Source organism: Rhodococcus opacus (genome assembly GCF_012396235.1).
GTDB lineage: Bacteria > Actinomycetota > Actinomycetes > Mycobacteriales > Mycobacteriaceae > Rhodococcus_F > Rhodococcus_F opacus.
In genome coordinates this window covers 66129-92205 of record NZ_JAAXPA010000023.1, presented here as the reverse complement: position 1 = coordinate 92205, position 26077 = coordinate 66129, and the positions used below count along the sequence as shown (strand labels likewise).

At 63.2% G+C, this 26077-nt stretch carries 27 protein-coding genes; 19 read left to right on the top strand and 8 right to left on the bottom strand.

The window, feature by feature from the left end; genetic code table 11:
* Positions 1-622 precede the first annotated feature (622 nt).
* The gene (locus HGB39_RS26465; protein ID WP_064080003.1) at positions 623-1207 is read left to right on the top strand and encodes a hypothetical protein; all 585 of its coding nucleotides are present in this window, start codon (positions 623-625) and stop codon (positions 1205-1207) included.
* Positions 1208-1338: 131 nt separating this feature from the next.
* On the opposite strand, the gene HGB39_RS26460 is transcribed toward HGB39_RS26465, so the two are convergent.
* On the bottom strand, positions 1339-2364 hold the full coding sequence (locus tag HGB39_RS26460; protein ID WP_064080004.1) for a GAF domain-containing protein: 1026 nt from the start codon (positions 2362-2364) through the stop codon (positions 1339-1341).
* A 76-nt stretch (positions 2365-2440) separates the two neighbouring features.
* Entirely contained in the window at positions 2441-3259 is an 819-nt protein-coding gene (locus HGB39_RS26455) for an SDR family NAD(P)-dependent oxidoreductase (protein WP_064080005.1), read from the bottom strand.
* Between the two features lie 437 nt (positions 3260-3696).
* On the opposite strand from HGB39_RS26455, the gene HGB39_RS26450 reads away from it, so the two are divergent.
* From HGB39_RS26450 to HGB39_RS26435, 4 genes are all read left to right on the top strand, one after another.
* Complete coding sequence (locus tag HGB39_RS26450; protein WP_064080025.1) at positions 3697-4365, top strand: ScbR family autoregulator-binding transcription factor; 669 nt, start codon at positions 3697-3699, stop codon at positions 4363-4365.
* 943 nt (positions 4366-5308) lie between these two features.
* Entirely contained in the window at positions 5309-6259 is a 951-nt protein-coding gene (locus HGB39_RS26445; protein ID WP_206017365.1) for a ParA family protein, read from the top strand.
* Positions 6256-6648 carry a ParB family protein gene (locus tag HGB39_RS26440; protein WP_267204753.1) on the top strand — a complete coding sequence of 131 codons (393 nt, stop codon included), beginning with the start codon at positions 6256-6258 and terminating at the stop codon, positions 6646-6648. The genes HGB39_RS26445 and HGB39_RS26440 overlap by 4 nt, the downstream gene beginning before the upstream one ends.
* A gap of 77 nt (positions 6649-6725) precedes the next feature.
* Positions 6726-7889: a DUF2637 domain-containing protein gene (locus HGB39_RS26435; protein WP_064080007.1), complete on the top strand. Its 1164-nt coding sequence runs from the start codon at positions 6726-6728 to the stop codon at positions 7887-7889.
* 279 nt (positions 7890-8168) lie between these two features.
* Here the strand turns inward: HGB39_RS26435 and HGB39_RS26430 are convergent, their stop codons facing one another.
* Positions 8169-8411: a DUF4352 domain-containing protein gene (locus HGB39_RS26430; RefSeq protein WP_064080008.1), complete on the bottom strand. Its 243-nt coding sequence runs from the start codon at positions 8409-8411 to the stop codon at positions 8169-8171.
* A gap of 506 nt (positions 8412-8917) precedes the next feature.
* On the opposite strand from HGB39_RS26430, the gene HGB39_RS26425 reads away from it, so the two are divergent.
* The 5 genes from HGB39_RS26425 to HGB39_RS26410 all read left to right on the top strand — a co-directional run bounded on the left by HGB39_RS26425 (position 8918) and on the right by HGB39_RS26410 (position 11267).
* A complete protein-coding gene (locus HGB39_RS26425; RefSeq protein WP_064080009.1) occupies positions 8918-9334 on the top strand; it encodes a hypothetical protein in 417 nt (138 codons plus the stop codon).
* A 403-nt stretch (positions 9335-9737) separates the two neighbouring features.
* Positions 9738-9968 carry a helix-turn-helix domain-containing protein gene (locus HGB39_RS26420; protein WP_064080010.1) on the top strand — a complete coding sequence of 77 codons (231 nt, stop codon included), beginning with the start codon at positions 9738-9740 and terminating at the stop codon, positions 9966-9968.
* Positions 9965-10420: a hypothetical protein gene (locus tag HGB39_RS26415; RefSeq protein WP_064080011.1), complete on the top strand. Its 456-nt coding sequence runs from the start codon at positions 9965-9967 to the stop codon at positions 10418-10420. Before HGB39_RS26420 ends, HGB39_RS26415 begins: the two co-directional genes overlap by 4 nt.
* Positions 10421-10725: 305 nt before the next feature.
* Positions 10726-10923 carry a hypothetical protein gene (locus tag HGB39_RS39030; protein WP_247607505.1) on the top strand — a complete coding sequence of 66 codons (198 nt, stop codon included), beginning with the start codon at positions 10726-10728 and terminating at the stop codon, positions 10921-10923.
* On the top strand, positions 10920-11267 hold the full coding sequence (locus HGB39_RS26410) for a hypothetical protein (protein ID WP_247607504.1): 348 nt from the start codon (positions 10920-10922) through the stop codon (positions 11265-11267). The genes HGB39_RS39030 and HGB39_RS26410 overlap by 4 nt, the downstream gene beginning before the upstream one ends.
* 74 nt (positions 11268-11341) lie before the next feature.
* On the opposite strand, the gene HGB39_RS38215 is transcribed toward HGB39_RS26410, so the two are convergent.
* On the bottom strand, positions 11342-11755 hold the full coding sequence (locus HGB39_RS38215) for a DUF732 domain-containing protein (RefSeq protein WP_064080012.1): 414 nt from the start codon (positions 11753-11755) through the stop codon (positions 11342-11344).
* A gap of 310 nt (positions 11756-12065) precedes the next feature.
* Here HGB39_RS38215 and HGB39_RS26400 point away from each other — a divergent pair, with 310 nt between their 5' ends.
* Positions 12066-12329, top strand: a complete 264-nt coding sequence (locus tag HGB39_RS26400) for a hypothetical protein (RefSeq protein ID WP_210752989.1) — start codon at positions 12066-12068, stop codon at positions 12327-12329.
* A 320-nt stretch (positions 12330-12649) separates the two neighbouring features.
* Here HGB39_RS26400 and HGB39_RS26395 read toward each other — a convergent pair whose 3' ends face one another.
* Positions 12650-12868 carry a hypothetical protein gene (locus HGB39_RS26395; protein WP_064080901.1) on the bottom strand — a complete coding sequence of 73 codons (219 nt, stop codon included), beginning with the start codon at positions 12866-12868 and terminating at the stop codon, positions 12650-12652.
* A 751-nt stretch (positions 12869-13619) separates the two neighbouring features.
* On the opposite strand from HGB39_RS26395, the gene HGB39_RS26390 reads away from it, so the two are divergent.
* Entirely contained in the window at positions 13620-15572 is a 1953-nt protein-coding gene (locus HGB39_RS26390; protein WP_081276447.1) for a protein kinase domain-containing protein, read from the top strand.
* Positions 15573-15581: 9 nt separating this feature from the next.
* On the opposite strand, the gene HGB39_RS26385 is transcribed toward HGB39_RS26390, so the two are convergent.
* Entirely contained in the window at positions 15582-16448 is an 867-nt protein-coding gene (locus HGB39_RS26385) for a hypothetical protein (RefSeq protein WP_155755964.1), read from the bottom strand.
* A gap of 235 nt (positions 16449-16683) precedes the next feature.
* On the opposite strand from HGB39_RS26385, the gene HGB39_RS26380 reads away from it, so the two are divergent.
* The 6 genes from HGB39_RS26380 (at position 16684) to HGB39_RS26355 (ending at position 22378) form a co-directional block, all read left to right on the top strand.
* Positions 16684-16875: a hypothetical protein gene (locus tag HGB39_RS26380; protein WP_064079923.1), complete on the top strand. Its 192-nt coding sequence runs from the start codon at positions 16684-16686 to the stop codon at positions 16873-16875.
* A gap of 69 nt (positions 16876-16944) precedes the next feature.
* Positions 16945-17148, top strand: a complete 204-nt coding sequence (locus HGB39_RS26375) for a hypothetical protein (RefSeq protein WP_064079924.1) — start codon at positions 16945-16947, stop codon at positions 17146-17148.
* Between the two features lie 92 nt (positions 17149-17240).
* Positions 17241-18485 (top strand): OmpA family protein, encoded by a 1245-nt coding sequence (locus HGB39_RS26370; RefSeq protein ID WP_162276222.1) that lies wholly within the window; start codon positions 17241-17243, stop codon positions 18483-18485.
* Positions 18486-18501: 16 nt separating this feature from the next.
* Entirely contained in the window at positions 18502-19884 is a 1383-nt protein-coding gene (locus HGB39_RS26365) for a hypothetical protein (RefSeq protein ID WP_064079926.1), read from the top strand.
* A gap of 310 nt (positions 19885-20194) precedes the next feature.
* Complete coding sequence (locus tag HGB39_RS26360) at positions 20195-21361, top strand: site-specific integrase (protein WP_081276448.1); 1167 nt, start codon at positions 20195-20197, stop codon at positions 21359-21361.
* A 3-nt stretch (positions 21362-21364) separates the two neighbouring features.
* The gene (locus HGB39_RS26355; protein WP_064079927.1) at positions 21365-22378 is read left to right on the top strand and encodes a hypothetical protein; all 1014 of its coding nucleotides are present in this window, start codon (positions 21365-21367) and stop codon (positions 22376-22378) included.
* 345 nt (positions 22379-22723) lie between these two features.
* Here HGB39_RS26355 and HGB39_RS26350 read toward each other — a convergent pair whose 3' ends face one another.
* Together HGB39_RS26350 and HGB39_RS26345 are read right to left on the bottom strand one after the other, a co-directional pair.
* Positions 22724-23899, bottom strand: coding sequence for an McrC family protein (locus HGB39_RS26350; protein ID WP_064079929.1), 1176 nt, complete (start codon positions 23897-23899; stop codon positions 22724-22726).
* A complete protein-coding gene (locus HGB39_RS26345; protein WP_247607503.1) occupies positions 23874-25547 on the bottom strand; it encodes an McrB family protein in 1674 nt (557 codons plus the stop codon). Before HGB39_RS26345 ends, HGB39_RS26350 begins: the two co-directional genes overlap by 26 nt.
* Before the next feature lie 39 nt (positions 25548-25586).
* Here HGB39_RS26345 and HGB39_RS39025 point away from each other — a divergent pair, with 39 nt between their 5' ends.
* A complete protein-coding gene (locus HGB39_RS39025) occupies positions 25587-26075 on the top strand; it encodes a hypothetical protein (RefSeq protein WP_247607502.1) in 489 nt (162 codons plus the stop codon).
* Positions 26076-26077 lie beyond the last annotated feature (2 nt).

Here is a 26077-nt window from a genome sequence, read left to right as displayed (position 1 = left end):
CTATGGAGTCCCTCGAGATCCGGTGGCCTTGGTGCTGCAACCGCCCGCGTTCACTGGTTCTACCGGTCTGGGGTCGCCAGCCTGACCGGTTTGTCGGAGAAGACTGGTTACGGCACCGAGTACATCGAACGAGCACTGACCCGCTTGCACTCGACAGGACTGCTCAGCTCGAAGGCCACGGGCGAGCAGCTGCTCCGGACGCTTGAGACCGTCGCACAGACCCGGGGAGTTGCCGGAATCAGCGCCCGCCGAGCCGCACGCCATCTGGTAGACCGCGAGCTGTTTACCTGGTGGAACGAAGAGCAACAGTGGCGAAGCACGCGGGGTAAGAAGCGCGGGACACGGCGGACTACCTCGACCGGAATGCTTGCGCTACCAATTTCGGCCCCGGCCCGAGTCCGCTACGGCAGGTTCCCCACCAGATCGAACGGGAGGGCTGACTACTCCACCGCCCGAGCCGTGGTGTCTCAGATCAATTCAGCCGGGCGGTCGGCCGCATGACAAAAGACCAAGTGGATCGACGAACAATGCAGCGACTGGGCATACACAGGCCCAGGCAGGACTCGTCGCCGCCAGCGCGGCACCCACTCCCCGGCGGCGGATCCCGACTAGGTTATCGAGCATGAGGCGCCCAACCACCTCGACACGTAACCCACAGTGCCGCACACCCCGGACTCCGTGCCGGACCGCTACCGACGTCGTAGCCCGGTTCGCTCAGGGCGCGAAGACCGTCATTGTCGACTCCCCGCCCGATCAGATCCTCGAACTCCACAACCTCATTGGCACCGGCACCCTGCGTATCACCGGCACCTCATGCGTCCGCATCACCACCAGCACACCGCAACAACAGACACGGTCGCCGGCCATCGTCGTCACCGACGCGGCCCAGGTGCAGCTCGAGGGACACTCTCGCTGCTACGCGTACACCACCGCCATCATCGAAGCGTTCGACGACACCCAGGTCGAAGCCCGCAACAAGACCACCGTCTACGCAGTCGACCGAGCCAAGGTCCGCGCCACCGACGAACCCACGATCTACGCCTACGACCAGGCCACCATCCACGCCGACGGACACACCACCGTCCACGCCACCGACAACAGCCGAATCCTCCTCCACGACAATGCCCACGTCACAGCGCAACGAGGTGTCACCATCCAAGGCCCAGCGCGTACCAACACTCGTATCCGCAATAATGGCTGGCGATAAACTTTTCCGATTCCACGCGAACAAAGAGACTCGATGGGCTTCCCCAAGCGTGTCAGCATCCAGCCGCGGCGCGGCTTGGCCGTCAGGTACATCGAGAACTGGCGCCGTACCGGCGCGCCTGTGATCGCGAGCTAGCAGCCACCGGTGTCCCGGCTACGGCGCGCTGACACAGTGACAAGTCCACCAGTCGTGTGCTGGTCAAAGACCATCAACGAGACCTCAAGGTGCAATGGCTTCCACTCACCATCCAGCCCGCGAAAACGAACAACACCAGAGGTGCTACCACGCGCAAGTTCTGCAGATAAACGCCGCGCAACCGCGACGTCATCCGGGTGCATCGCAGGCGTCGGCTCCCCTACCCCACCTTCCCAAGCAATTCCGGGCATAGGGTTGCCTCGCCATTTGATCAGGCTCAGCTTCTTGATATCCACGTAGGCCAGATACTCACCAGGCTTCAACTTGGCGTCCAAGACGCGATGTTCCAGAATGACCGGCGGCGGCGCAGTCGGCACATCGTCCGCCGGACCAATGTCATGTGTAACACCCCTCAGAATCACCACCTTCCGATCGCTGTTCGGATCTGGCCGTTCCTCAACAGCGCGGCACGAGAAATGCGCAGCACGGCGCTCGCCGTCGTCGCGTTTGACTGTCCACACCGCCTGGTGTTCCATCCCCGGGGTCGACTGAACGATCTTGGCTAGCGCTTGCCCCTCGTCGACGCCGGTATCCAACCGATCGAACGCCCCGGCCATTGCAGCTTCAGATCGACGATTCTCGGGTGCTACCCCATACAGGTCGAAAAGATCCTCGCTACCACTAACTTTGAGGTCGGTGAGATTGAAGTACCAGGCTCCAGCCGGATCACGATGTGCAACCTGCTCCTCAGCCAATCCGGACCACAGATAGATCGCGTGAAGTCTGCCCTCGAATGTGCACAAGGGGTCCGCGATAACCCGGCGACGGCCGTCACTGGAAAGCCTGTCAATCTTTGTCGCGTGCGCCATGACCTCGGTGATCGCCGAAGTCGCCTCTGCAAATGACCGCCTGCTCTTGATCACTTGCTCCAACGGCACGAAGGGCTTGGGCGTGCGGCCCTGTCCCACAATCGAAGGCACCGCGCCCCCGAACGTACTTACCAGCAACCACTTTGTCGCCATCCAAAACCTCCCCGACCGAATGAACGAGGAGATCCTAGCCTGTCCGGATTGAACGCCGTTCAGGTCGAATGTCCAGCTACGCACCAAGCTTCTTCAGGGCGGGCAGGATGGACAGATAGCGCGCTCCGAGCGTTCGCGTAACCATGTCGACCGCTCTGGCGTCTGCGCCGATCAAGACGCGCGCAGACCCGCGTTGAACGCCACGGAGGATCGTCCGAGCGGCGGCATTCGGATCTGTTCTCGCGATACGCCGCTCGAATGAATCTGCGAGTTCGGTCCCGTCTACTCCTGCCGCGTGCCTAGCAGTGCGCGCGATGGTGGTCCGAATTCCACCCGGGTGAACGCAGGTCACCTTTACGCGATGTCCCCCGAGAACCATCTCCTGGCGGAGCGACTCAGTGAAACCCCGTACAGCGAACTTGGCCGCGTTGTAGGCGGAATACGACGGAGCAGCCATCAACCCAAAGGCCGACGAGATGTTGACGATGTGGCCTCGATCCGAGCGCATCACGTGTGGAAGGAACGCCTTTGTTCCGTTGACGACTCCCCAGAAGTCAACGTCGACCACTCGCTCGTAGTCCTCGAAGGTCGTGGCGAGTACGTCCCCGGCGAAAAGTACGCCGGCGTTGTTGATCAGAGCATCAACTCGGCCGAATCGAGAAGCGACATCTTCTGAATGGGCGAGCACCGCAGCTCGGTCCGTCACATCGACAACCGACGTATAGATTTCTCCGGGTCCGCCTTCGCACAGGTCAGCGGTAGCGGACAGTTGAGACTCCGACGAGTCTGACAGCGCCAGATGTGCGCCAGACTGAACGAGCTGTAGAGCTAGCTCGCGTCCAATTCCTGCCCCGGACCCTGTTATTGCGACGACACGACCCTCGAAGTAGCCCATCCATTCCCTTTCACCTCACCGGTCGGCGTCCCTGTCTCCACCCTATCCAAGGTGGTAGGTCCGTCCGGGTGTGGAAGAGGGGTCTCCTGGCAAGACGAGCATCACGAGGACGGCCCGCCCTCGAACCCGCAACAAGCACAAGGCCGTCAAATACCAACGCAATGCCTGCGTACTGCAGCGAGACTATTGCGAACTCGCTGCGGCCCGGTGGGGGTGGGAACCGAATACGCAGGAAAGGGGCCGCGGCCCGGGGGGTCCTGGTCGGGGTCGCGCTTACTCCGTGGTGTCCCAGTAGACGCGAGGATTGCCTTCGGTATCCGTGCCCATAAGGTTGCTGGGATTGACCCCACCGGAACAGAATCCGGAACATGTTCCTGCAAACCGCGCTGGTACCGTTCCGCAGGTTGGTTTTTGTCGCGTTGTGGGCGGAGGTGCAAGTGAGTCGGCAGGCTAGGGGTTTAGCGACGAAAGGCCAGCTCATCGCGGGAGCGGCCGAGGCATTCGAGCAGAACGGCTACGTCGGGACCAGCCTGGAGGCGATCGTCGAGAGCATTGGGCTTTCCAAGGGTGCGTTGTACTTTCACTTCGGCTCCAAGGAAGAGCTTGCGCGCGCCATCATCGCCGAGCAACACGCGATCTCCATCGCTGCGGTCGAGGCAATCAGAGGAGAGCATGCGCCGGCGGTAGAGCAGATCGTGATGCTGTGCCACGAAATGGCCAGGCAGATCGTTCACGAGCCAATCGTAAGAGCCGGGATCCGCATCACCGTCGAGCTCAGTGACAAAGGCTATGGGCCCGCCGACCCCTACATCGACTGGATCAACACCTGTGAATACCTCGCACGGCGCGCCATCGACCAGGGCGACATCAGCCATGAGACAGATCCGGCGACCTTCGCGCGATTCGTGATCGGCGCGTTCACTGGTGTCCAAACCCTGTCGCTGATCCGCACCGGAGGGGCCGACCTCGAAGAACGCGTCGACGACATGTGGATGTTGCTGCTACCTGGCATCATGCCCCGCTACCGACACAAGGACCTACGCAGAATCCGGAATGCACGCAGTGTTGGCCCTCCCGGGCAGTTCGGGCCTGTTTTCTCGCTGTAGACCGGTGGTCGGCGGGGTGCCCGAGCAGGCATCTCGCCAGCGTGCCTACTGCGCTCGAGAGTCCGAGGTGGGGCGCGACGAGAACGGAGCGACCCTTGAAATCGCGCTGTGGCCGTACGCAGTCACCAGTCTCCGACTCTGACGAGGTTTCCCGAGGTGTCTCAACGTCGAACGAGGACGGCAGCGTGGTGTTTGGCATCTCAACCCGTCGATGTAGCCCCGATTGCGCAGTGCGGAACTCGGACGCCGCGACTGCGATGCGACTCGAACCGAAGCAACAGGATCGAGGACGCCCCTCCTCTGAGGGGTGCCTCCAAGGGTAACTGGCCCAAAAGATTGGTTTCCGCACCCGTTGGCAGGCGTCGGGGTTTCGCCGCAGGAATAGCTTCGGCGGCGGCGGCCTGTTTGGCGGTCAGGCGCTCTCCGGCTCAATCACGGCAGGCAACGCAACATGGGGCCGTGGCGCAACAGGATGACGTACTGCAACGCGGCAACGCAACGGCCGGACGTTGCGCCAGTGTTCCTTGCAATAGCCGGATTCCAAGCTTTGCCGTTAATGCTGGCAAAGCTTGCCGATGCAACAGTCTGAGCACCTCGGAAGCTGATGCCCCACTCGTTGCGCACGAAGTGCCAGCATTGCATGCAAAACAAGTATTACTTCCGGCGTGCATGAGGGATCTGTGCAGGTAATGAAAGCAATGCCAGCATAGGCGCTCTGACCTGTATAAAAGCATTGCCGGTATTACTGGCAGGGCGACACGCCGGGAATGACAGTAATGCTTGCAATGACTGCGTTGCCGGTAACATGGGCAATACCAGCAACGCTGGTAACACCTGCAACACCTGCAGCGCAGGTAATCCTGGCGTTGCGGCAATAGCCATCATTGATGGCAATGCCAGCATTAACAGTGAAACCCGCTCCGGGACAACAAGGGAGACACCGATGCCACCACCTCGCACGCACGTAGTCCCGCAACGCGATGCGGTCGCGTTGCATCGAGTCACCGCAGTAATCAACGGGAAGGGGGGAGTGTTCAAGACGACCCTGGCCGCGAACATCTCTGGTTTGCTGGCCGAGTCTGGTTACAAGGTCCTTCTCGTCGATCTCGACCCGCAGGGCAATATTGCGGAGGATCTCGGCTACACGTACGGCGAGATCGACGACGAGGGCAAAAATCTCGCGCAGGCTCTATCGTTCGGTGATCCAATCACCCCGGTCCGCGATATTCGTCCCAACCTCGACATCATCCCGGGCGGAACGCATCTGTCGATGGCTACCGCCGCGCTGGCCTCGAAAGCGACGAAAGACCCGCTAGGTGCCAAGTTAGCCCTTGCGACGGCTCTGGCGCCGCTGGCAGGCGAGTACGACATGGTGCTCATCGACTGCCCTCCCGGCGACGAGACACTGCAAACTGCTGCCGCTGCGGCCGCAAAGTGGCTGCTCGTCCCGACGAAGACAGACGGGTCGAGCCGCAAAGGCATGGCAGCCGTCGCGGCCCGCCTCACCTCGGTCATGGACGTCAACGAGGAGCTGGACCTCCTCGGCGTTGTCCTCGTCGGTGTCGGCGCGAACTCCACGTCCGTACAGAGAACGGCTCGTGAAGGAATCGCCACGGCGTTCGGTGGGGACGCCGACGACGTCGTGTTCGAGAAGATGGTGAGGCATTCAGAAGCCACAGCACTCGCAATCCGGGAGCGGGGAGTGCTGGTCCATGAGCTCGACGACGTCGTCCAGAGCGGACCGAAGTGGTACGAAGTCGTCCGCGGCAGTGCCAAGGCCCAGGAACACGCACCAAAAAGCGCGAAAGAGGTCGCCGCGGACTTGCTGGCCGTATGCCAAGAGATGGTGCAACGCATCACTGAGGCCGAGGCCGCGGAGGTGGCGGCATCGTGAGTGCAACGGATCGAGCTATCACGGGGCTGCCGCCGCGACCTGGGGCGTCCGCGCGAGCTGCGACCCCCGATGTGTCAGCACTGAGGAGACAACGCAACAAGGCTGCAACGGATCTGGCATCGACGGCTGCGGCCGCGCAACAGCCGGCCGAACCGGAGAAGAAGCCGAGCAACAAACCGACAACCGTCTACATCGCCCCAGACGTCCTGAAAGAAGCGCGCCTGGCATTCAAAGCAACGCAGTCCGCCGAGGCCGACCGCAACTGGTCGCACTTCGTGGAGAAGGCGCTCGCCGACGCAACACAGCGCCGCGCCGCGCAACACAACGACGGCAACGCGTTTGAGGGGGAGGACAAGCCCCTCCCACCTGGCCGTCCGCTCGCTGACTAGCAAAGAGATGAGGCCCCTGCCGTTTGGGTCGGCAGGGGCCTCGTTCCGACCGGTACCCCGTGGAAGGAAGACCAGTCATGAATGACCTTAGTATTCGAGCAGCACGAATCCAGGTCCGCGCGCTGATTGCGGCTCTGATCGTTGCGATTTCCATTGCAATTGGCATCACCACAGGGGCCTTTGTGTTGTCCTTTGCCGTGCAACGCGACCTCGCGTTGCAAGCCGGGATCCCGCACTACCTCACCTGGATCTTCCCGGCCATCGTCGACGGCGCAATCCTCGGCGCAACGATCGCGGTTGTTGCGCTGAGCAAGATCAGTGGCCGCGCGACAGGAAAGCGGTTCTTCCTCTGGCTCGCCGTCGTAGTGGTCTTCATCAGTGTGTTCGGCAACGCTTACCATGCCCGCCGAGCCGGGGAAGAAGCTGCCCGCAACGTCGCGGCCGGCATCGACCTGGGCTTCACACCGCTGACGCCGACAGGCGCGTCGCTCATTGCGATCATTCCGCCGTTGCTGGTGCTGGCATTCACCCATGGTGTCGGCATCCTCATCAAGGCAATCGGTACAGCACACACCGAGTACAACGCCCTATGCAACGACATCACCAGCAGGGCGGACGAGGAGCGAGGCAACGCAGGCACAGTCAGCTCTCGGCTAAACCCGCAGGTCATCCCCGACCGCAACGGCATGCACAGTTTCGCCATTAATGACATGAATGCTGGTAATGCAAGTAATGCTGGCGTCTATGGCGGTGCCGCAGAGACTCAGGTTGCGAGAGTACGAACGTCGCCTGATGCAATGAACGACGACATTGCAGAGGCCGGGACAACCCGCGTTGACGGTTGCGCTGATGAAGATGATGTCGTTGCAGAGTCCGTTGCCGACGATCAGGACATTGCGCGCAACGAGCTCGCAACGGCGGAGACAGAGACCTCGGTGTTGCCGGACGAACTGCAAACCACTGAATATCTGCTCGCCTTCATCGAGTCGAGCAAGCTCGATCCGATGGTCAAGGAGACCGCCCGACTGAAGATCGAGCAACCAGACGCAACGTTCGCAGCACTTGCGGAGGCAACAGGGGAGAAGTGGGCGAGCACTGCACTGCGCCGATACAACAAGGCCAAAGACCTCGCAGTTGACGCCGGATTCCGTACCCCGCCACTCCCACTTACCGATGAGGCAACGGACAACGGCAGCGAGAAATCCGAATCAACACCGTACGAACTGGTAGGTGCCCACTAGGAACTCCCGGAGACGGGGGCGGGGCGGACGCCTCGCCCCACTCGGGACGACCGTAACAAGGGCAGCTCCAACACGATAGGGCGCGATTGGCAACAAACAGGATGAGGACGATCGTCGAGGCAGGCAACAGGCACTTGTATGAGATCGCGGGCGAGTGTCCCGGAATCGACTGTTTCTGACGCATAGATCCGTGAGACACCGATCCGGCAGCACGAACCGTGTGGGGATCGGCGGTATCGGTCGAGTAAATGGATCAATGAGTACCGCGTAAGACGTGGCTTACCCGAAGCTCACTCTTGCTCCGTTCGAGAACATCGAGTCGTGCACTTCCAGGGCGATAGGCGCGGCCCCAATCGGGATGTCGAAGACCACCCGTGTCGAGCGTGTGATGCCGGGATTGATGTCACCGTCCCCTTCGTCTTCGCCGTCGAGACTGAACTCGGCTCCGCTGGCATTGGTGAACTCGCGGCCCGAGCACTGTGTCCGAGGCGGATTCGCACGGTGCGACGGATAGGCGGACATGCGGATCTACGGATCTCACCACCCGACGGAGTTCCGGATATGAGCCGACCACTCGCGCCGCGGTGGCGCACCAACGTGCCGATCTCGCGGTGACGTGGCTCCATGCCGATCCCCACCACGATCTGGGCCGTTCTCCTAACCGGCCCTCTGAGTAGTGCGGCTCCTTGTAACGGAGGGGGATTGCGGTGCGGTGTAGTAGGTGCCTCACCGGTTGCGTCAGTCGTGTACGGGAAACGTGGCACCGACGACCTGGGGAAACGCCCTCGGGTTCGGGGTGTCTCGCGAACCATCGATTGCGAACACGAAAGGCTGTGACTTCAGCGATAAGTGGCGCGGTTCTGACGGCCGAAGGTGGCGGGCTATTGCAGCTACGCTCGTCGACGCCGGATGGATTCGACCAGGTGATTCATGGTCGGGTCACCCGGTGCGGACGTAGGCTGACAGCATCCTTTGGCTGGCGTCGGTGTCGGAACCGAGAGCGGGCCACCAGGCAGGGAGGTCCATCGATGAGACCACGTCACCGTCTACGCCGAGCATCCGTCGTCGCTGGAGCCGGTGCAGCGCTGCTTCTCGCGGCACAGCCGGCCGCCGCCGCACCGATCGACAGTGTCTTCCCCATTCCTGTTGCCGGTCTCAGCGTCGGTGTGACCGGACTCCCGAGCTCGGGCTACTTCTACCTGACCGCCACTACCGACACTGACACCCCGGGAGTGACCCGCCTCGGGCCGTACACCGGTGTCCACGTCCACTGGCGAAACATCTCCACCGGTGCAGCGGGTGTCGCATACCTCGACAACCGCTACGGCACATCGGTCGAGACCGGTTCCGGGACGGTGGTCGCCGTGGCCACGATTCCCGCCGATGGGCCGGGATACCGGATGCTCGCCAGCACGCCCGGCGCCGGTGTCTGGACGGTCCCCTGACACCGTGCCAAATATCGCCGGGAGTCACACAATCCAGGGTTCGAGCCATCGAACGCCCCGCCGAAATCGCTCGGGAAGCCACCCGCATCGAGACAGCCCTGCGCGAAGTCGACTGGTTCGCGCTCGGCTGGTAGCACCGCCGGTTCCGCGACAGAAACCAGAAGCCCGATACGCTCACGCCCCGAAAGGTCGGCGGCGCTCGTGTGGATCCTCTCCCCAGAGGCTGCACACGACGCCGAGACCCAGGATCGCGCCGGGGTACAGCACTGCCAGCACCCCGTCCTGCACGTACCTGACCTCGACCTCTCTGGTCCTGGGTGAGACTTCCCCTCACGTAATTCGACGTGATGCGCGATAGTGGACGGGGTTCGGACTTGGCCGCCCGATGGATAGAGGACTTTCTGTGTCACAGTCGCTGATCGCGCTGGCGGACCTGGCAGAGGCGGATAGCCGGAACACCGTCGGTTTGGGAGCGTGGGTCTCAGTGATCCGACGCGTCGACACGTCCGACGCCGCGCGTGCCCTTGAGCTGCGTGTACAGGGCCTCTCGGCCGCTGAGGTGGGTAGGTCGCTCGGCGTCTCCCGGGCAACCGTCTACCGCTACCTCGCCGACGATACGCAGGTGACGGTGTGAACGCCTACAGAGCGGCCTACGAGCTCGGCGTCGCCCAGTCCCGCATCCTCGACGCCACCAACCCCTACCTGCCCGCCGAGCTCTACACCCGTCGCATGATGCTGGCCCAGTGCTGGCGGGCGGGCCGCCTGCACGATATGCCCGCCAGCTTCAACCGAGGGAGTGATCGCATGACCGACGAGAATGCGCCGGCCGACCTGAACGAGGAGGTCGGAAAGGCCCGCGACGACCTGCTCCAACTGATGCGCCGCGTCCGGGAGCTGTACGAGGAGTACGGCAAACTCGACCCCGAGCAGGTCGACGTCGACGAGCTCGGCCCAGCCATGAACGGCGCCGTCGCGGTCGCCGAGACCATTGACCGACTCGCCGATACGCAGCGGGCATTGAACGAGGTTTACGACGTCTTCGACGGGGCCTTCCAGCTCGGCTCACGGCTACGGGGCCGCTCATGAGCGCCACCTTGGCCCCGACCATGTCCTCGCCCACATCGCCGAGGCGACCCACCGACGCGACGAGCTCGTCGGCACCGTCCGTGCGGCCGTCGAGCGCAGGCGCGAACTCCTGGTAGCCGACATCCTGCGCGACGCCGCCGCCCTGTCCGACCGCCTTGTTGACCTGCACAAGCGGCGTATCGGTCCGGGAAAATAGGGCGGGAGCGGATTCTCCCGGGAGACTCATGGGTATGACTCGGTGTAGGTTTTCGCCCGACTTGTCAGTTGGCGACGGAGTTGGCCTGCGGTTTCTCGACACCATCTCAGTGCGGGAATCTCACCATCTCGTCAGGATCCGTCACAAGAAGGTCGATGGCGCGTTCTTCGGCAACACCGTCACCAACGGCCCGAGCGGTCTCCTCTCGGTCGCAGGTGTCCAGGTCGTCGACACCGGGGCTGGCTGGACCACGCTCGACTACGTCCACGACGCGAAGTCGCAGGCGATGGCCCAGGGTGCCGAGTGACCCATATCGTCCTCGCCCCTGACATGGCCCTGGCGCTGTCGAAGGCCAAGACCGCGACCGGCTCGAACCAGAGTCTCCTCGAGACCGTGGACGACGGAATCAAGCTCGCCGGTCTGATCGCTCTGATCTCCCCGGCGGTCCACCGCTGGCAACGCCTGGGCGCTGGACTCCTCGCAGGTGATGACCGTTCGCCGCAAGGGCACCACGGTCACCACGTCCACCGATGCCGCGTTCGGTCGGATGCAACCCAGATCCGCGCCGTATCCCGTGTCGGGTTCGGGTTCGCCAACCCGGCGGGCATCGTGCGCCTGCACGATGCTGCCGATCTAAACCCATACGGGTAAAACTGAATTCGGGAGCCCGGAGTCCGTTGTGGCTCCGCGCACTTCTCGTTCAGTCGGCGGACGTTCTGTGCAGTTCAAGCGTCCGGACAGAGGTGTTTGTGGGCGGCCAGGGTCTGTTGCCGGTACCTTTTCCGCACCTCCTCCGGTATGCCGTCTGTGCGAGGGTGCCGGTCCCACATTGTAAGTGTCGCCTCTTCTTCCGTGTGGCCAGAGCGCAGCAGTTCGCAGGCCGCGTAGCCCTGCTCGATGAACGGCCGCTTGGGAAGTAGCACGTCCCATTTGGAAGTGAAGAGCGCGTCGACGTACGCGTCTTCGTCTGGGGGTGGGGGTGGGGGTGGCGGGCCATCGCCGCCGAACGCGCCAGCCAATCCGACGCCGACAGCGACGACCACGGCCAGAGCGAACACGACACGCCCCTTGGTGTCGGATGGCTGTGCGGTCACCGGTTCCTCTGGGGCTGCCGTGGTCCCGGTGTCTTCAGTCTGCATCGGCACATCGTAGGACCGAGGACCGACCCCAGGTCGCGAGGGTATAGGCACCCAGGGGGATGCCCTCCCCGGCCCCTCTCTGACCGGGTGGTGCCGATTGCCCGGCTGCGCTACACCAAGGCCACGAAGACCTGGAGTCTGTACTGGCGAGACCGCGGTTGAGGAATCCGATGCCACGGCATCGGATTCCTCAACCGCATAACCACCCGGTCTAGATGGGGGTGGAGGGGGGATACCCCTGGGGTGCCTGGGCCCGAAACACCCGTCCACCTCTTTGCATTTACCTAGTCTGACCTGCGATAATCCGTAGATGAGGATGAGAGCTACCCACCGAGTCGAGGGACATCTGGCCGTCGAACTAGCACCTGAGGTGTTCCTGCTCGAGGGAGAGGATCGGTCGACGATGCGAGGGAGCCTCGCCAAGGCGTGTTCCCGCATCGAGGAGTACGACGGTGACGACACCGTCGAGGTGAGCGACGAACTCGCAGCTGAGGCCCCAGAGTGGAGCGCCAGGATGGGGGAGGCTAGTCGAAGAATCACTGCCGGGATGATGAAGTACCAATCGGGCACATAGTGAGCAACCCCTAGCCGGTGGTGACTCGGCCTCGGCGGATGTCCTGCCAAGGCTTTGGGCTGATGCCTGCCTCCATCGCCAGCATGGGAGCTGGTACCCGCGTTCGAGGTATCGGAACTCGGACCACTATCGGACACCGTGACAACCGGCCTCCAGACAGAACCTGGTCCGATCGTGATTCAGCCCGAGCGGTCCAGCTCAAGTCTGCTCTCGTATAGGACAAGAGCACGGTTGGTGACCGACCAAAACATCCCGGCGGCGATGTCGCGTGGATTTCATCGGGTCGGGCCGTTGGCAGCCGTTGATGCGGACGACGTCTTCTACAGTTCGAACCACTCGAGAGGGGGTCGCAATTGACCGCCGCTATACCCGGCGGCGATGTCCCGCTGGATCTGCTCTGCTAGGTCTGAGAGTTCCTCTCTCACAATGGTCTCTGTCTCATCCCAGATGACAAGGTCGCTTGCATCGATCTCACCAGTGGCGACAATCCGGCCACGTGCTCTGTCCTCGATGTGGAACTGTCTGGTCACGAGCGCCATAGTGCCATACGACCGCGTAGCGCTTCGGAATTCGTGGCATCCACAGGCGAATCTCCCGGGGTCTGTGTGCGGTAGCGCGGCGTCGGTGATTGCAGGATGTGCGCCCGACGGATCGCTCTGGCTCACCGACGATGTCCAGGCCGATGGTGACGTCATCGAATGGGTACGCGAGGACAACGACGCGACGTGTCCGAACTTTGACTGCTAGCCGGACAACTGCGCGTCGGCACAGCGTGTGAGTCGCCAACGAAATGTCAGTGGTGGTTCGTCACGGCGATGTCAGTAGTCCGGTTCGCGAGTGGATTTGGGCTCGGAGGGCAGTGCCACAGGCTATTTCGCGGCCCTGGCAGGTCCGGGAGTTCGCGCAGTTCAGCACCGAATGACTGACATCTGATGACGAAACGTGCTGACATGGAGTGACGAGTTCGCAGGTCGAGCTGTCCTTTGCCATTCGTCGGAGCCGGAACAGGGTCGCTGACCAGCGGTGCCTCAACAATGTGGCAAAGCGGCGCCGTGGCAGTCCTGCCACGTTTGCTCGGAATGCTCTGCTGGGGCTACCGAGGCCCTGCAGCGGCTTACTTCCGGTTTGTGCGCGGTTGGTGACGAGAATTCCGCTTCCCGCACCGTCTCCCGGAAACCCCACCTCAACGAGTTTTCGGAAGAGTATGGCCCTGCCCCGCGCTGACGGACTTCGTCGGCGTGAAAGTGGCGTGTGTAGTCGGGGGCACAGTCCTGGTGCCAGACTTAATTCATGAGTCACGGGTTCAGCGCGCGCCCCGGCGATGTCTGTGGTGTTGGCAGCAGCGCGGAGTTCGAACTCGTCGCCCCGATCGGTTCTCCCGGCGGGGAGGGGGAAGTCTGGGAGGCGCACTATCTCGGGTGGGAGACAACACGGTACCCAGCGCTAAATGCTGGGGATGTCGTGGCCTTGAAAATTCTCGGCGGTGAGCACGACGAAACAGTCGACTTGTTCGAGCGTCGATGGACGCGTGTTGCCGAGCTCTATGCCCAGCGGTGCACCCATCCGAACCTCGTCCGGATTTACGGAGCGCCGTTCAGGGGCCGGAAACCGCACTCCCTGCCCGAACTCGTAGATCAAGGTGACACGCTATTCCTGGTCATGGAATACCTACCCGGGCAAACCTTGAAGGCACTAATCCTTCCAGCAAAGAACCGGCCAGCACCCCCGTCGGTCCGCCGTGAATACCTCAACTCGCTTACGCATGTCGCCAGCGGTCTCACCGCCTTGGGATCCATCGAAGCTCCAAAAGCCGACTCAGGTAGCAGCTTCAGTCACAGAATCGGGTTGGTTCACCGGGACGTCAAACCGGACAACATCATTTATCCGCCTGGCCGTCTGCCTGTGCTGGTCGACTTCGGATCGATGCGCGAAATGTTCACCAGTCGGCAGTACTCGGGAATCAGCGGAACTGTCGGATACCTCGCCCCCGAAGTGTCCGACCCCGTGATCGACTGGGAACACAGATCCACACCCGCGGCCGACCTGTACTCATTCGCGTGCGTCGTCTATTTCACACTCACCGCCGAAAATCCACCAATCCAACATGGCCACTGGAAACATCTACTCGACTCCAAAACCGACCTCGGCATCCTCAACGGTCAGACGCGAAGCGTACTCGAGACGGTGCTGCTGGAAGCCGACCCGGTCATCCGAGGTCAGACGACCGTCGACGCTTGGATGGCGAGGCTGCTCGACACCATCAGCGGGTCTGGCGGGCCACCTCCGCATGCTCGGCGAGAACCGAGTCGCCAAGCTACTCCGGCGTCCGAACCGATACCTCGCAGTCCAGTTGAAGGCATGCAGGATCGCTACTTACCGTCGGGATTCGCAGATGAGGCTGCCACTGGCACGATTGACTATCTTCCCGGCCAGCGCCCAAGTTGGCGCCTTTATTCAGATTCGCCACTTGGGATGATAAAAGCTACAAAAGGTGGGGATGATGTCGCATTCGAACCTGAGGAGATTGACCATCTGCCACCCCTTTCGCGCGGCGACGAAGTATCATTTCGATACGCGAAATCGAAGGAGTTCGGCACCTATCGAGCAATCAACATCGAACTTAAATCGCGAACCGCTGTACCCTCAAATACATCGAGTTCGCAGAAACATCGGTCGCCCTCGCGAGAGCGACCGATGGCCGCGGAGGCAAGGCCTCGCTGGGGAAAGAAGCTGCTCCTGCTAGCACCTGCCGCGATGGTCGTGGGCGTCCTCGGTGCACACCTGGTCGAAAACGCGATCGGGATTCCCCGCGACTCGATCGACATCATCCACTTCGAACAGTTTCACCTATGGGCGCCGATCGCGATTGTCCTGTGGTTAGCGTTCTGGTGCGAGTTTTTATTACCCATCACACCATCTCCTGCGCGCAAGGGTGAGTATAAGTCGTATCGTCTACTTGAAAGGGAATTAGCGACACTGGTCTCAATCGCCGCCTTCCCTCTCGGGGTAGCAACGTATCTGACCGCATCGCAGCTTCATGGTAGTTCGATTGTTATTTCCGTTCTTCCGTTGTGCGGTGTCATTTTTCTGATTCTCAGCGCCGTACATCAGCGGTTTTGGAGTAACCGTGTGGGGGCGGCTGGAAAGCACGTAAAGCACGTACCGTTCAGGGTCTGGCTCTATCTGGTGTTGGGTGTCGGACTTCTAGGATTTGCTGGAACTCAATTCTTGGCATTCCGTTGATGTCAGTGGTCACCATTGGCTGGATATGACTTCCGTGCCGAGGAAGAACATCGCAAGTCGGTGGCGCACCCACTCCGCGTGTGCCACCGCCTGATCGCCAGAGCGTTCAGTGTCCCCGTCGGCGCTTCCGCCCATGCCGGGTACAAGGTTGTCCCGTGCCAGGCCGATCGCGCGTTTGAGCACGTAGTTGACGCTGTCGCCCGTGAAAGGCCGGTCTGGGTAGGCTCGTTTGATCGTCGGGTGATCAGCCAACTCGGCGACCACTGCTCGGACCGGACGGGGGCGCGGGAATACACCCGGTCGCGGATCCAGGTAATCCTGGAATATCGATTCGAAGATCAGTTGATGGTGTGGCGGAAACGATCCTTTCAAGGATGTGAGACCCGCCGCCTGACGCGTCTTTTCCCTATCGCCTCGTCCTGTCAAGCGTGTCCGAACTGCCTCGGCTCGCGCGGTAACCGTGTCCTGCAGCTGCGGAGCGGTGATGTAGAGCCCGTAGTTGGCTTTAGCCCCCTCCACCCAGAACATGAGGAATTCCTGACTTGCGGTGCCATGCGACTCGGGGGGCAAGTTCATCGTGAACCCACGCGGCCCGGTCGCTACTATCCAGTTCGTTGACGAGTAGTTCCAGATATCGATACCGCCGCGGCCACTGTCCGTACCGACTGCAGGGGTACCGACTATTTCACCCAAAAGGCGTGAAATCGCTGGGTCGAAGTCGTATTCGGTTTGGGTCGGTTGAAGGACAATATCGCAGCCCCTATCGCGACCGAACGTCAGACTTCTTCGTTCCGGAAGCTCATAGAAGCTACTGCGGGCGGTAACGCCCGGGGAGTGGTTCTCTATCCGCACCGAAACAGAAGTGATGACATCCATACAGAGGCACTGTATGGGCTCACCAAGCACGTCGGGCCGTGTCCAGTCGTTGCACCTTTCCGGCACCCGGTGCGGCATTTTCGGTCTTCCGCGCTGATCGCCTCGACTTCCGGGTTGATGCATATGCGGCGACGTTTGTCAAACGCCTAGCCGGAAGCCTTGTCCATGCTTCGGAGCCTTCAATTCTTCCTATCCCAGCCTGGCCCGGCTGGGCCCACAAGGAAGGTGAAGTGCAATGCCGATTTCGATGCCCCCGTTCCAGCAGCCGCCGGGCGAGTACCGCAAGGCGGACGCCGCTGCGCTGAAGCGTGCCCAGGAGTTCCGCAAGCACCAGGAGCAGCAGAAGCGCCGCCGCAGGGAAGAGCGTGAACGTGCCCTGATCGCGGAGCAGCGTCAGCGGTCCTCGGAGACCAGCCAGCGGAAGTGATCAGTTGGCCCCCGGCCGTTTGGCCGGGGGCCAACCTCTCATTCCATGGAACGGCAACGAGGAGTCGCTGTGAAAAAAGACATCAAGAAGCTCGTCAAGGAGCTCGACCGCCAGGGCTTCGACGTCCACGTCACACGCCGCGGCCACCTCGCCATCCGACAAGCCGGCATGACCGTTGCGGTCCTCGCCGGAACCCCCAGCGACTGGCGCTCCGCCCGCAACGGCCTGGCCCGCCTCCGCCGCGCGGGCTTCCAATTCGGCTGCGCCAGCTAGCCACAACCCATTCAGGAAGAGAGCCCGAACCCTTGACAGCCACCATCCGCTCCATCTGGGGTCGCCGACGCACGGCCACCCGCACCAACCGCATGCACAGCGCCCGCGTAAGAAGTCCGCGACGTTCACCACGCCGCGAGCATTCCCGTGCGGGCGTACTCAAGGTCGGCGCCGCCTTGCTCGCCCTCGCTTTACTCGTAGGCGCTGGGATTCTGTCCCGCGTGTTGGACGACGATCCAGCGGGTGCGGTCGCCGCCCAGATCGTCTATACGGCACCCACCGCGAACGATTCCACAGTGGCGCTTCCTGCAGTCGTCGAAGCCGACTTGCAGAGGATCGGCTTGGGCGGTGGCCAGGTCGCCGTCACCAGGATCGATTCGACCGCCAGTGTCGAGACCTCGGTGCTGGACCTTTCACCGCGTGACGCCCCCGATGCGCCGATCCTCAAGGTGCATGAGCGTGCTGTCGAGGCGATCGACGCCAAGCTCACCACGCTCGAGGAGGACATCAACAGCGCGCCCGCCACCTCCGGCAACCGTGCTCTGTACGTCGGTTTGTTGAAGACGAACGTCATCGAGGAGGGCCCGATCTACATCCTCAGCAGCGGTCTGGATCTGACCAGCCCGGTCGACACCCGGGCTCTCGCCTTCGATGTTCCCTCCAGCCAGGTCGTCGACCGGGTCAGGGCCGCCCGAGAGCTCCCGGCTCTCAACGGAGCCCGGATCACCTTCGTGATGATTCCCTCGACGGGCGCCCAGGAACAGCTTCGCGATCCGCAGAGGGGCTACCTCGAGGACTTGTGGACGGCGCTGCTGACTGCCGGCGGGGCATCGAGCGTCACCTTCGTGGATGCCACCAGTTCTGCAGCTGCCTCGACCGTCGCTGCGCCTGCGGTTCCGCTGCCCCCGTTGCCGGGGACGCCGATCAAGCCCGCTTCGCATCCTGAGCACCCGGCCGAGACGGTCTGCGAACTGGCTACGGCGACTTACTTCGTAGGCGACACCGCGGAACTGGTCAACGAGGAGACCACCAAGCTCGACTTGAAGGAATGCGTCGCCGAGGTCGGCGCGACCACGGCGGTCTCCCTCGACGCGTGGACGGCCTACTACGGGCCCGTCGACGCGGGCGGTGCCCCGGCGACGAACCTTACCGAGAACATCGCTCTGAGCGATGCCAGGAACCAGGCCATCGCCGATCTGCTCGTCGAGTTAGGAATCGACCGTGGCCGCATCACCCGCATGACGGGGCACGGCAACGCCGACCAGCCGTATCCCAATGATCCCAGCTCTGAGAAGAACCGGGTCTGCACGGTGACCTTCGTCAACCGCACCAACTAGCAAAAGGGAAAGCAAGATGTCCGCATTCATCGAACCCCGCCACGACCGGACCCCGGAAGACCGGAACCGTAAGCCGTGGCAGCCCACCTACACTGAAAAGGAAGCCGTCAAGCACGGCGTGCCGAAGTCGATGTACGAGAAGTGCAGCCTGTGGGCGCGCACCGTCGTCGAGCATCACCAGGATTTCGGCACGCCACGCCATCTGTGGGAACCCCCCAGCACGCAGGTGGAGCACCTTGTCGGCCCCTACATCGCGGCCGGGGAGAATGATCTGCACAGCAGGCTCGTTTCCGATGTTGACCCGAGACTCGATCGGGCCCAGCAGGCGATCGAGCAGACAAAGGCGCGCCTCGACACGGCCGAACAGCATCCGTACCCGGTCACGACCGCGGAATCCCACACCACCTACTCCGGGGCCGACGCGGTCGACGTCGTCGAGAAGGCCACCGCGGCGATCGAGTTGGACTTCGCCGCCGGCAAGGCTCACCACCAGCGGTCCCGTCCGGCACGGAAGCGAGCCGGAACGTGGGCACCGTGGTTCGAGGGCGTCGGTTTCCTCGCATTCGTCGCCTACTACCTCAACGTGCCCTTGCTTGAGCCCTGGCAGGACTGGCTGGCATGGACCTTTGCCATGACGGTGGTTGTCGTCATCATCCTCGGACAGACCATGCTCGTGCACCACGCAGCGGAGAGCCACAACCGCGCCCGCGAGGCCGCCGCCGACGGCAATCGCCACCAGTCCGAGGCCGCATATGGGCGCCGCAACCGGTACCTGGGAGCGACCGCGGCGGTGGCTGGCGCGATCACCAGCGGCATGATCCTGCGGGGCATCGCCGCCCTCGGAAATGCCAGCATCGGCACGACCGTCGTCATGGTGTTCTTGGCTATCGTCGCCGGGGCGGTAATGCCCATGCTCGCCTACCTGGCGGTCGCCCTCGACGGCTCCATGCGCTCCCGCGAGCGGGACACCCTCGTCCAGGACCTCGATGCGGACTTCGACGAACAGTCCCGCGTCAAGGACGAATGTCGGGACGACCTCGAGCTCATCACGGACATCACCGCAATCCTGACGCAGCAGGTATTTCCGGACGTCTGCACGAGCGTCCAGGCCACCGTTGACGCGGCGCACACGCCGTATAACTTCGGTCGCATCCAGATCGGTGGGCTCGTAGCCGACCCGCCGACCAGGAACCATCGGACGATCAACCAGGGACCCGACGGTACGTGGTCCGGGGCAATCAGCACCGGCCTCCCCGGCGTGCGTGGCGTCGACCTTCTGCCGATGCTCGACCGCATCACCCGGCTCCGCAAGCTCGATCTCGAACGCGGCCGTCTCGCGGAGCGGCTCAACGACATCCCTGATCACCCCTGGACCAAATCGAGCCACAACCCGAAGTGACACCCAGGGCCGGGCGGCGGCCAGCACCCGCTCGGCTCAAAGGATCTGCACGAGCTCGTTCATGTAGTGCGCCAGGCTCGTCCGCGATCATGGCCGGGCCAAGCTTCCCTCGCCCGCAGGTGATCCTGCCACCGTCGTAGACAGCATCGCCATCGCTCTCGAGTAGCGAGGAGAATTCCTCAAGGTCGTCCGCGAGTGGCCGGGAGCATCGGTGTCGATAGGTCCGAGCACCCATCGGACCCCAAGGCCGCCATATGCGCTGGCTGGACACCGTCATCGTCTTGTCGGAGGCGGCCGTTACCGTCCCGGCATGAGGATCGACCCGGGCCTGCAGCCCCGTGAGCAACTGGCCGTCACTGTTCCCAGCGGCGCCGCGGCTTTTCCGGATCTGCCGGCGGCGGTGGCGGAACGGATCGGGCGGTCGGTGGCCGAGTCCCGGTCCGAGGGCACCCGCCGCACCTACGCGTCGGCGTGGCGGCGGTTCGAGCAGTGGTGCACCGCCCAGGGGCATACCTCGTTGCCGGCGCACCCTGCGACGGTCGCCGCCTATCTCGTCGGTGCCGCCGACACCATCGGCCCGGACGGTATCCGGGTGTATGCGCCGGCTACCTTGACGAAATGGGTGGCCGCGATCGCCCATCACCACCACCGCACCGGCCACGAGTCCCCGACCGGGCAGGAAATTGTGCGAGCCACCCTGTCGGGAATCCGCCGCGATTACGCCGCCGTCGGTGACCGGCCCCGCAACCCCCGCGCCGCGCTGCTGACCTCGGACATTCTCACCATCGTCACCACGGCCCGGAACACGGTGACCGGGTGGGCGGACGCGGTACTCGAACGCCGCGACACAGCCCTGCTGCTGATGGGGTTCGCCGGCGCCTTCCGGCGCAGCGAGCTGGTCGGCCTGGAGGGTGCCGACGTGACGATGCACCGGCACGACGGCGTGCACGTGCAATTGCGCCGGTCGAAGACCGATCAGGAGGGCTCCGGAACGGTGCGGGCGCTCCCGTTCACCCACCGCCACGACAGTTGCCCACCCTGCGCGTACGTGCGGTGGGCGCAGGTCGTCGCCGCGTTCGACACCCGCGGCCGCCCTGGCGTGATTCGTCTGCTCACCACCGCGGGATCGTTCGATACGCACGTGTGCCGGGGTGCTGGCCCGCGTACGACACTGCGAATGCCTCTGTTCCGGTCGATCCGCAAGAACGGCAACCTGTCCGAGACCGCCCTGTCCGGGGCGGCGGTGCACAAGGCGGTCCGCCGCCGCGCCGGACAGGCGGGCTACGACCCTGCCCTGGTGAACCAGCTCGGCGGGCACTCGCTGCGGGCCGGGTTCGTCACCCAGGCCTTCCGCAACGGTGCCGATGCGCACGCGATCATGCGTCAGACCGGGCACACCACACCGGAAATGGTCGAAGTGTATGCCCGCGAACGCACCCCACTGATCGGGAACGCCGTCACCATCCTCGGGCTGTAAACGGTGTACGCCACCACATCCGGCACCGGTGCCGCCCCCGCGCAGCCCACACAGCGTCTCTCCGCTCGAGACCAGCATGTCTGGGCGCTGTTCACCGACTGGTGCGCCGCGACCGACCAACCCCCGATCCCCGCCACGCCGCATCAGCTGGCCCGCTTCCTGCACGACAACCCAGCCGCGGCGGCCACCCAACGACGTCGGGTCAGCGTCATCAACACCGTCCACCGTAGGCAGGGGCACCCGGCACCCGGCACCGATGAAGCGATCCGCCGCGCCCTCAACGCCAGGAGACGCGCCCGGCTGCAGCACGTATCAGCTCTCGTCGCCGAACGGCTCCCGCAGATTCCTATCGCCGGGTGGCCGGCCGGACTATTCGGCCGCCGTGATGCTCTCATCCTTGCCCTGGCCGCGGCGGGCGTGGGTTTCGAGCAGATCGCTCGGCTCCGCCGCTGGGACATCATCGCAACAGGCGATCACAGTGCACCTCTACTGCTGAGCGTCGGCCGCGAACGAATCGACCTGCCCGAATCACCCGAGATACCTATAGTCTCGATCTACCTGGAGTGGACCGAGGTCCTGGGATTTCTCGACCAGAACCACGGCACCCGCACAATCGCCCGGCACTTCGAAGCCGGCCGCGGCCTCGCCGGCTTCGACGCCGCCTACCGCACCGACGACAGACCGCTGCTGACCCCGATCAACCGCTGGGGTCACACTCCGCTCGCCCCGGCGCCGTTGACCGCACGTGCCGTCGCAGCAATCACCCACGCCCACTTGTCCGGAAAAGCACCCGCACACACCCTTCCGCCACGAAGGTCGCGGCCAGACACGGCGCCCCACGTGCACTCGATCGACGGGAACCGTAACCTCGATTCGCACTACTACGAACGGGGAACCCAGGCCCGCCGCAACGCCCACCAGGACTTGACCGACGTCACCGACCTTCTCGACGACATCGAAGACCGCGCCGACCAGCTGTTGGCCGAGCTGGCTTCAATCCTCGACGACGTCACCTGAGTACACCCGCCGCCGCTCAACCCGATCGATATCCTCCAGAGGAAGCCCTGACTCGAACGGACGATCCGCATGCAGATCAATGAGCGGTTCTACGACGACAGCAACTTTCTGCCGGTCGGATCGCCCATGCCTGGCACCCAGCACCACCGGTGTACTGCTCAACCGGCTGAAACTGGGAAGCGCCGACCGCACGCCGCAATCCACCGCCATCGCCGAGTGGCTCCGCGATCGCCTCATCCGCAGCCTCCGTCGTCGCGGTTTCGGCGACCTCGTCGACGGAGGGAAGGATCCGCAACCATGAGGCGAACGGGAGATCGCCAGCCGCTCCCGTGCGCGTTACCACCGTCAGATCACAGAGGCGGCGAGCCGGTCAATCGAGGCTAGTAACGCCATTGGGGATAATGACAGATCAAGCGCGTGGCAGTGGATAGTGACGTCCGACCGCACGATCTTGTGCTTGCGTACCAGCTCGTTTCCCTTCGCGTACACCAGGTGCCCTTCCCTCAGTCCTAACACGGTGCAGTAGGCGAGCAGCTGGTACAAATCGGCGCCGGGAAACCCGGCGGGCTTCTCCGCTTTGTACTTGGCGTCCATCACGGCGCCGACTGTGCCATCCCCGCGAAGCCACACGAGGTCAGGCTTCATGGTCACTTCTGCGGCTTCGTCCATCGCGGTGCGGCATTGCGGTACCGCCCGTCCGCCGTATGGGTTGAGCGCCTCGGCCAGCGCCGTGGTGACAAAGTCCTCGAAGATCCCCCACATGTCGAACATGAAGCCGCTCACGATCAGGTCACCGATGCGCTGCTCGAACGACTCCGCCGCGAGGACGATTTCGGCCAAGGTGAGTGCTGCGTGGTACCGCTCGTTCAGCCTCGATCGGTGCCACTTCGGTGGCGGCGACGTTTTTGCCGGACATGTCACGTCCGCGAGGGAGCGCTGCAACCGGAGCAGCTTCTTCCGTGCGCCGACGCTGACATCCGGCAGTCGCAGCAGCCGGACCACGGCCATCAGCAGGATTCGGTTCTCGGCAATATCGACGGTGTAGTCGTCGTACTCGACTTCGAGCGGGAGGGGCAGGCCGAAACGGTGGGACATCTGCTCGGAGGCTCGGAGGCGGCCTCGCAGGACCGGCAGGGATTCGGACACTGTCTGATAGCTCTGCAGCAGCCCCTGCTCGAGGGCACGCGACGCAAGTCGCGAGAACGCCTCCGCGAGCGCGGGAAGCAGCTCATCGTCGGCATGCAGATGTACCTCGTCATCGCGCCAGACGTCGAGTTTCTTCGCATATCCGAGGAGGAACACCAGCCGATTGATGTCCTGGATCTTCGGGTGCACGGTGATCTGGAGCGATCCGACCGTCACGACTCCGACCTTGCGGCCGGCAGCGACGGTGAACCATCCGGGGTCAAGTGTGGGGGCGATATCGATGAGACCCAGTATCTGCAGAGCCTGGTACTCGTCGACGGCCAATGCCACCAGCTCGGCTGGTTGGCCCTCAGTCAGTTGCAGCAGTCGCCTCATCTGCCCCGCCCGTAGTTTCCGGGACTGCGTCCGCAATTGCGGCACCGGATTTGGCGGCGATGCGCTTGCGGATGGTTTCCAACCCGTATCGCGCCGCGATGTTCGTGCCGTCACCGAAGTGGTGTTCCTCGAGTAACGGCAGGATCGCCGTGTCCCATACGCGTTCGAGGCCCTTCGGCTGGTACACGGCTGGACGCATGAAGTAGGAGGGGCCGATCTGGAAGTCGACGTCTCCGATGACCGTGTTGAGTTCCTCGAGGAGTTCCGCGGACTCGGTCGGTCGCCCTTCTGATTGCAGCCAGCTGCGCAGGATGCCTGCGGTGGGCGGTTCGGTGGGCCGCAGCGGCCGAAACGCGAATCGCCGCCGCATCGCCGAATCCACCAGTGCGATCGATCGGTCGGCGGTGTTCATCGTGCCGATGATGAACACGTTCTCCGGCAGCGTGAAGCCCTTGTCGTCGTCGCTGGACGAGTACAGCAGGTCGATGCTCTGATCGCGGTATTCGAGCAGGAAGTAGAGTTCACCGAAAATCTTCGCGAGATTGCCCCGGTTGATCTCGTCGATGATGAGAACGTGTGCGGTGCTCGGGTTCTCGGTGGCCTGGTCGACGAGTCGGCGTAGCGGTCCTGGTTTCAGGGTGAAGCCGACCTGACCGTTTCCGCCTTGGTCGGGGCGGTAGCCCTCGAAGAAGTCCTCGTACGAGTACGCCGGATGGAACTGGACGAGCTTGACGTTGTCGCCTGCGATGTGTGCTGCGAGTGCGCGGGCGAGATAGGTTTTTCCCGTCCCGGGTGGGCCGTAGAAGATCAGCTGCGGGCGATCGTCGAGCAGATCGATGCAGTCTTGCAGCCACTCTTGTGGAACATGGAGCCGTGCTGCCAATTCAGGTGTCGCGGCGGGCAGGACCACCTTCGACTCGACCACGACGCCCGGCTCTTCCTCGGTGAGCGCGACCAACTTGTCGAGGTACTGCGTGAGATCGAGGACCTCACGCTGGGCGTTGAGCCGGGCGGATACCTCGGTGGGCAGATCGGCGTAGTCGATTCCCTTGTCGTGCCCCTCCCAGTGCACGGTCCGACGCAGGTTGGAGCGCTTGTCAGCGCTCGCTACATATTCGGGGTCACCGGTGATCGTGCCCAGATACATCTGCCCCTGGCTGACGGTGGCGATTAGATCTCCCGGCCTCATCCGGGAAAGGAAGGCATAGAACTCGTCGAGCTTTTCCTGGCGGGCGGCATAGGAGGCGTGCTGGTAGTCCTCTTCGACGATGGCTTTGAGCTCGTCCCGTGCGAGTTCTTCGTCGATGGGGCGCAGGTGGCTGGCGGCCAGGGACACCGATCCCTTCGAAATCCACGTGGGAACGAGATCGCGCCCGTTGACGCTAGACCCTCGCACCAGCCACGCTCGTCGAACATCCTGCGCCCGACCGGGTTCGTCGGTCTGTTTGTCGGTGTCCTTGGCCGATTGCGGTTGCCAGCGTTCCTTCCACGGCGAGGCGTAGTAGTTGACCGGCGCTTCCTGCTGTGCGACGAGTGCCTCGTTGATCTCGAAGAGGTCTTCGTCGATGTCACCCGGTGGCCCTTCGAGGTACTCGTCGGCGAACGCGTTGCGGATGCCACGCCGGTGTTCGAACTTGACGATAGGCAAGAAAAACTTCGGAAACGCCAAATACATTAGCGACTGACGTTGCGCTGGCTCGCGTGGCCCCGCGGTGCCACGGACGACGGCCCGGAAGGCAAGCGGGTCACTGAGCGCTTCTGTCTGCTGAGCTTCGGGTTGTGTCTTGAAATGATGGGCGAAGGTGATGAGGAAGACCAACTGCGCCCAGCGGCGCGTCTTGAATGCGACACCACCGCTGAAGACCCCACGGGCCAAAGCGGCTTCGACATCAGGCGGGATCGGGACGGGCGGGGAACACCTGGCGAGGACGTGAGTGATGAGTTCACGCTTTTTGCCCGGTGTGTAGTCATCGAGGGGCAGCAGATTGAGCAGGAAGATCTCAGCGAACAGCTGGACTGCGTCGCTCGGGGTGGCGACAAGTTGCTGATCAAGCTTGTCGAAGAAGCCGGACGATCCCATATCGGGCTTATCGACATAGTCGCGCTTGAGCGCTTCCAGGTTCTCCCACGTCCAAATCGCGCGGCCAGGGGTGAGCACCGAGCCTCCACCGTGTAAAC